At 59.1% G+C, this 7,254-nt stretch carries 4 protein-coding genes; all 4 read right to left on the minus strand.

Annotated elements, in window-relative coordinates; all coding sequences use genetic code 11:
- Positions 1-2,132, minus strand: a 2,132-nt coding sequence (locus tag B1748_RS20425; protein WP_087569799.1) for a transglutaminase-like domain-containing protein, incomplete at its 3' end; no start/stop codon positions are given.
- Positions 2,119-3,582: a DUF58 domain-containing protein gene (locus tag B1748_RS20430; protein WP_087569800.1), complete on the minus strand. Its 1,464-nt coding sequence runs from the start codon at positions 3,580-3,582 to the stop codon at positions 2,119-2,121. The genes B1748_RS20425 and B1748_RS20430, both read right to left, overlap by 14 nt.
- Entirely contained in the window at positions 3,579-4,628 is a 1,050-nt protein-coding gene (locus tag B1748_RS20435) for an AAA family ATPase (protein WP_087569801.1), read from the minus strand. The genes B1748_RS20430 and B1748_RS20435 overlap by 4 nt, the downstream gene beginning before the upstream one ends.
- A 137-nt stretch (positions 4,629-4,765) precedes the next feature.
- Entirely contained in the window at positions 4,766-6,592 is a 1,827-nt protein-coding gene (locus B1748_RS20440) for a polysaccharide deacetylase family protein (protein WP_256975791.1), read from the minus strand.
- Positions 6,593-7,254: the final 662 nt, after the last annotated feature.

Below are 7,254 nucleotides of genomic sequence, written 5' to 3' on the forward strand. Positions count from 1 at the left end.
CCTGCGGCGGCTGCTGCGCCCGGCGACGCCGCCGCAGCGTCCCAGGCGCTGCGCGCCGCGCTCGCGAGCCCTGCGGCCGCTCGCGCCACCGCAGAGGCGGCCTCCTCAGCCGCCGCCTCGAACCTCGCAAGGCCGGTCGCGCCTCCGGCTAGCCCGGCCGGCACAGAGCCGTCCGCGTCCGCCGACGCTCCCGTGCCATCGCCTGCGGCTGCCGAAGCGATCTCCGTTGCGCCGCCATAGCCGGGGGTCGGGTCGAACGGCACCCATCCCGCCCCGGGAAAATAAACCTCAACCCAGGCATGCGCATCCGATCCGCGCACTTCATAGACGCGCTCGGCCGCCGCTCCCGCGCTCCCTCCGCTGCCCGTCAATGCGATCTCGCCCGTCGCATCGCCTGGCGTGAAACCCTTGACCCAGCGCGCCGGAATACCTTGCGAACGCAGCATGACGACCATTGCCGTGGAGAAATGGACGCAGTAACCTTGACGCTGCTCGAACAGGAAGTGGTCGACGAAGTCGTCTCCCTCCGGCGGCAGCTCGCTGCCCGACTTCGTGTAGCCATACGTGGTCTCCAGGTAGAGCTCCACCGCCTTCACGCGGTCGTAGAGGGATGTCATGCCCGCTCCAGCCACCTCGGCCGCCAGCGCGGACACCCGGCCTGGCAGCGATGCCGGCAGCTGGAGGTACGGCTTAAGCTCCGCCTCCGTCAGCGCGCCGCTTGAAAGGGCCGCGTTTGTCTCCCGCGATTTTGCGCTTGGCCTTCCGCCATCATCGACTGCTTGGACGGCGCCGCCGCTCCCCAGCGAACGCAACGCCTTCTCCTCCGTCACCGGCATATAGCTTGTAACGGAATAACGCTCCAGCTTCGCCGTCTCGGAAGCCGCGTACAGCGCGTCCGCCGCCTCGTTAACCAAATAGCTGCCCAGCTTCCGCCTTGGATCGGCCGCGATGAGCTCCGTCACTTTCCCGTTCAAGCCAGACGCAATAATCGGCATCTCCGCCGCCGGGTTTTCCCACACTAACGTTTGGCGAATGGGCCGGCCAAGCAAGACAGCAGCACCGTCTCCACTTGCGTTGCTCGCCGTTCCTGTCGACTCCGCACCTTTGTCCGTCCCCAAAACAGGCTTCAGGGTAAGCGCCCTGTCATCGCTGATCCAGCCCCTGCCGTCGTACGTGGATTTGGATTCGCCGCGCCAATACGCGCGTACGGGCGATAATCCTTTAAACATGATGCTATCGTCGCTGCTGAGCGGCATCCCTAACTCGCTGTCGTCAAAACCGTACCCGGTCAACGCTCTGCCAAGCTGTCCGCCGTTCCAGCTTCTCATCGTCGCCACGGCTTTGCCGTCGCCCCCGATGGATTGAAAACTCTGCTGCAGCCGGTCCGTCATGGCCGTCGTCCACTTCGCGGGAGCCAGCTCGCTCTCCCTGTCCACGGTCGCCAGAAGCGCGCCGCCTGCGATAACCAGCGTGACAAAAAGCGCGCCGGCAAGCCAGCTTTTGTCGATATCCTTCAGTCGCTTCTCGCCGATGTCCAGCACGCGCCGAACTCTCGGCACAGCCACGATCGCGGCCAGCAACAGTCCTTCGGCCGTCGTGCGCAAAAAACCGGCAAGAACGTCCATGCCGAGCCAGATGTGCAAAATGCCCAGGTACAGCAGCGTTGCCGCCGCAATGCCAAGCGCCGCCTGCCTGACCCAGACAAGCGCCTGCAGCGCCGGCGCCAGCATGGCCCAGCCCGCGAACAGCATAAGCGTCCGGAGCTCGCCCGACATGGCCCAGAGCCCGCCTTGTGCCATTAGCCCGATATTTTCTCCGATCAGTCCAGGGAAAGCCAGGAACCATTCCGCCGGACTTTGATCCTGTCCCTTGTACAACCACATGATGCAAAAAAGGCATATACAAGCATGCAGCAGCACGGATATCATCCATGGCATGCGGATAAGCCCCGCGGCGAGCATGCAGCCTATAATAGCCAACAGAGGCATGGGATGATAGATGACCGCCCATTCGCTCGCCCCCGTCCAAGGCAGCAGCCATTCCGCCAGCAGACCGAAAAGGAGGAGGCTGGTCAACAGCCTGTACATCAGCGTTCCTTCCGAATGCCGATCATGAACATTATCCGAGGGCATAACGATCCGCCCCCTTCCCGGCCTTGAGCCATGCCGCTCCGGCTTCTGCCGGAGGAAGCCAGCGGACACGTACGCCAAGCTTCTCCAGTTCCCTCTGGCTGCTCCGCATCTCGCTCGTCACATCAGTGCCCTCCATAACCAGATGGAGGGCCGGTCTTCCGGCTTCCTCGGCGGAATCGATCGGCAGAGGCAGCCATCGATGAGCTTCCTTCCAATTGCCGCTGAACACATGCACCGCCCCTCTCGCCGGCAGCGAAGCATGGTCGAGCCAATCCCGCCCGCTTCCTTCCGTCTCGGCCCGCAAGCCTGCCAGCAAGCCAAACAACTCCTGCAGCTGGTTCGACTTGGCGGAAGTCCCCTCCATTTCGAACGTCCAGCCGGGCGTTACGATTCTGACATGCGCTCCGGCGTGGAATAACGTTTTGGCTTCGAAGGCAGCCCAAGAGAGACAAGACTCGAATCTGGCATCTTGACCTCCATAAGACTCCGCCAACGTATCAATGTACATGGTCGAGGACGGATACTGCTCCAGTATGGCCGATTTGACGCGCAGCCCTCTGCCCCTGGCAGCGGCCCGGTAGTCAAGATGGCGAATGGAGTCTCCCTCGCGGTAAGGCCTGCTGTCCGGTCCGGAACCGGATACAGCTCTTTTGCTCATGTCTCGGTCGCCAATCCTGCCGCCCCATTCCGCGGAAGCTTCCGAATCATAGGCTGGTTCGTCGCCGATTGCCCCTGTTACGGGCGGCATCGATAATCCGGTGCCCTCCGGCAAGGACGGCCATACCTTCAGTTCATCGCGTATGTTCAGCGTTGTCCGAATAGCCGTTAATCCCAGCCAATCGCCGACGGTAACCGTTATATTCCTGAATGCGTAGACGCCTCTGTGTCGAAGAGGAAGCTCGTATGTCAAGACGCTGCATGCCTCCGAACCCGGAATCGCCACGTTGCGGCAAGTCATCGTGGACGGAGACATCAGCGATTCATTGCAAATATCATCCTCCACGGCGAACCAGACAAAAGGAAACCGCCAGCGCCTTTCGATTTCCACGGAAATGACGGCTTCTTCCCCCGCGGCTTTTTCCCCCTCGCCAGGCAGCGTCCGAACGATCTTTAAACCTCTGGATGCCGCAAGTGGCAGCACGCCGCTAAACAAAGCAACGCCGAGCAAAACGGCAAAAGCGTACCATTCAAGCGCGCCGCCGCGTACCACAGCCGCGCCGCCGCAGCCCGCCAGCGCCAAAATAATGACGCACCAGGCAACCCGGCGCGTGCGGTAATAGGGCTTGTCAGCCTCGGGCCACCCGCCTGCCGCATTCGACTTCCTTACATCTTGCTTCGCTCGCTGTCTATCCCGCTTCCTTCCATTTTGCTTCGCTCGCTGCTTATCCCGCTTCCTTCCGTCACGACCGGCTTCCCCCGGATTTTGTTTGCTCGCTCCTCCCGGCATCATCGGCGCCCCCTGCTGTTGTAGACGGCTCCCGCTTCCGGCGGGAAAGGCGTCGACCGAACGATAGAGGCCATTAGTCCGCTTGCGTCTCTGCCGCCGGCTCCCGCTCTTCCCCTAAGCGCAAGTCTGTGCGACAGCACAGAATCGGCGGTACCCAGCAAATCGTCGGGAATGACATAACCTCTTCCCTCGATATATGCGGCGGCCTGCGCAGCGCGCAGCCAATCCCTGAGCGCGCGCGGACTCAGTCCGAGTGCAATGTCAGGCGACCTGCGTGTAGCGTCCGCCACCGCGACCATATACTCCAGCAGCGAGGAATGGACATGAGCCTGCCGGGCTTCGGCTTGCATCTGCAGCCATTCCTGCGGAGCCATGACAGGTCTGATGCGTTCAGGCTCCACGCGTCTTCCCAGCGCATATTGCTCCAGAATACGTTTCTCGTCGGCAATGCCCGGGTATCCGATCGACAATCGCATCATAAACCGGTCCATCTGCGCCTCCGGCAGCGCGTTCGTCCCTTCGAAGTCTAGCGGGTTCTGCGTCGCGATCAGCATAAAGGGTACAGGAAGCCGTCTCGTTTTCCCCTCTACCGTCACTCTCCGCTCCTCCATCGCCTCCAGCAGCGCGGATTGCGTGCGCGGCGACGTCCGATTGATTTCGTCGGCCAACACGACATTCGCCATAATCGGTCCGGGACGGAATTGCAGCTCGCCCGACCGTCCGTCCAGGACGAGACCGCCCGTCACATCAGCAGGGAGCATATCGGAGGTAAATTGAATACGCTTGAACTCGCCGCCCACCGTTCGGGCGATCGCTCCTGCCAGCATCGTTTTGCCTACGCCGGGAATATCCTCCAGCAGCACATGTCCGCCTGCCAGCATGCTGATTAACATTTGTTTTATAAGGGCTCCCTTGCCGACCAACACTTGCTCCACCTTGCCCTGAAGTCTATGAAGCAGCGCTTGCGGCGGCTCCGCCCAGGAATGGCCGGGACTGCCCGTCGTCTTTACTTGCTCGTAATCATTTCCTATAAATTGAGGGGTTATCATCGTACTGTCGCCTCCCGAAAAATAAATCTATCTATTTTTCAGTCTCGCCAGTATCGCCCCTGTTTAGACCTGCTAGATTTCCTTGCCGGTCTTACTCTGCACCGCATTCCCGGACTATCGTTAATCTCGCATTTCCTCTACTGCCCGATCCAGATCTCTCTCCGCTCCTTCGTCAATACATAATTCTCAATTTCCATCCCGAACTGAGCCAGCGTCGCCCGGATTGGCACATCCAGCTTCACCTCGTTTCCCTGTCCCGACGACGCCTGGTCCGTCAGCCAGAACCATTGTCTGCCGTCCAACGTCACTTCGATGACGCCTTCCTTCTCGTCGAGCTCGGCCTTGCCGCCGAGCCATTCGCTCAGCTTGTCGAGCGGAACGCGAATGGTGCCGTTCTGCAGCGTATATTCGAAAGCCTGGAGCTCCAGACTTTTTTCTCCGCGATGAATGATAAGCGCCGGTTCAGCCTGCTTCGCGATGCCCCCCTTCCGATCCAGCCTGGAAGCGAACGCTGCCAGCGATTGCTTGTCCGACTCGGTGACGCTCCCCCTGCTCCACTTCGATTGACTCGCAACCTTGAACTGCATAGGATCAACCCCGTCGCTCAGAGCGGCAAAAGAATAACCCATTTGCTTATAGTAGGCAATGATAGAAGGCAGCGCCTTCACCGTCTCCTCGTGACCGCCGCTGTCGTGCATAAGCACGTTAAGCGTGTTTGCGATTTTGGATGCGCGTATGTTCGCGATTATTTCCGAGGCTGGCACGCCAACACGCTTGGAATCGCCGCTGTCGACGTTCCAGTCATGCACCTTGTAGCCCGCCGCCTTCATCGCGTCGAAGTATCCTTGGTCGAAGTTGGCATACGTGCCGCCCGGCGCCCGGACGAGCGTCGTTCGGATGCCCGCTGCCTGGAAAATCGCGTCATCCGTCCGCATTATTTGGTCCGCGAAGTTCCGGAAGCCGCCATACAGCTCCCTGTAGACATGATTGTATGTATGGTTGCCGATGGCATGACCTTCGGCAACGATCTGCTTCACAAGCTCGGGCTGGCGCTCCACCTGCTGCCCCAGCAGAAAGAACGTCGCGGTCACACCCTCACGCTTCAAAATGCTCAGCACCTCAGGAGTATGCTTGCTCGGGCCATCGTCGAACGTCAAGTAGACGACTTTCTCCGGCTGCTTGGAAGCCGGAACATCCGGGGCAGTGCCCGTTCCCGTGCCATCCGACTTCGTGCCTCGGGATGTTTGGCCAGACTCCGCAACCCCGACCGATCCATCGTTGGCCGACTTTACAGTCTCTACTCCGCTATTCGCTCCGTCGCTGGTCGACGCTACTGTGCCCTTGTCGCCATTCGTTCCGTCGCTGGTCGACTCTGCTGTACCCTTGGCGCCATTCGCTCCGCCGTTGTTCGACTCTACTGTAACCTTGTCGCCATTCGCTCCATCGTTGGTCGACTCTGCTGTACCTTTGCCGCCATTCGCTCCATCGTTGGTCGACTTTATTGTGCCCTTGTCGCTACTCGTTCCGTCGCTGGTCGACTCTACTGTGCCCTTGCCGCCATTCGTTCCGCCGTCAGCAGACTTTGCGTTATCAGCTCCTCCTCGGTTTGCCCCGTAAACAGTTGTACGGTCGACACTCTTCCCGCTTGCAACGGTACTGATTCCTTCCATCTCGGGTTGAATCTCATTGTTTCCTCCTCCTGCTGCTCCCGCTTTAACCTTCTCCAAATTAGTCGTTTCCGCTGTATGGCCATCTCTATCATTAGGCGAAGGAGCTTGTCCCGCTTTGCCGTCCGGCTTTGCAAGCAGCGACTTCGCCTCGTACTGATAAGTAACTGTCCGCAGATCCCCAATGTTGCTCGCCGCACCCGCCGCTTTCCCCTGCCAGCCCAGTCCACCGTCCACTTGCATAACGCCGAACCACAATATCGTCACGCATAAAGAAGCTTGTACTATTCGTCTCATCTGAATGCACCATCCTCTATCGTCTTCCTTCTTATTACCGAATTGATAGAGTATATGAATCAGCATTCCGCCTGATGCCTGCAATCTTGCGGCTTTTCTGGCATTATTATAAAATGCAAAAACGCCCTCCGAAGTAGGTTCGGAAAGCGTCTTTTTGTATATATCAGTTTGTCGGTCTCACCGACTTAAAAGCCGCCAACCGAGCACATACGCAAGCTTAAGTCGGTTTCGCCGACTTAAAGACCACCAACCGAGCGTATCCGCAAGTTTAAGTCGGCCATACCGACTTAAAGGTCACCAACCGTGTGTAACCGCAAGTTTAAGTCGGCCATACCGACTTAAAGGCCGCCAATCGACCGCAGCCGCTAGTTTAAGTCGATCTCGCCGACTTAAATGCCGCCAACAGAGCGCATACGCTAGTTCAAGTCGGTTTCGCCGACTTAAAAACCACCAACCGTGCGTATCCGCAAGTTTAAGTCGGCCATAACGACTTAAAGGCCATCAACCATGCGTAACCGCAAGTTTAAGTCGGCCATACCGACTTAAAGGCCACCAACCGTGCGTAACCGCAAGTTTAAGTCGGCCATAACGACTTAAAGGTCACCAACCGAGCGTATCCGCTAGTTTAAGTCGATCTCGCCGACTTAAAGGCAGCCAACCGA

The organism is Paenibacillus sp. MY03 (assembly GCF_002165585.1).
Lineage (GTDB): Bacteria > Bacillota > Bacilli > Paenibacillales > Paenibacillaceae > Pristimantibacillus > Pristimantibacillus agaridevorans.

Coding starts and splice junctions, on each gene's coding strand:
- B1748_RS20430 (WP_087569800.1), bottom strand. CDS start 3,582: ATGATGCCGGGAGGAGCGAGCAAACAAAATCCGGGGGAAGCCGGTCGT.
- B1748_RS20435 (WP_087569801.1), bottom strand. CDS start 4,628: ATGATAACCCCTCAATTTATAGGAAATGATTACGAGCAAGTAAAGACG.
- B1748_RS20440 (WP_256975791.1), bottom strand. CDS start 6,592: ATGAGACGAATAGTACAAGCTTCTTTATGCGTGACGATATTGTGGTTC.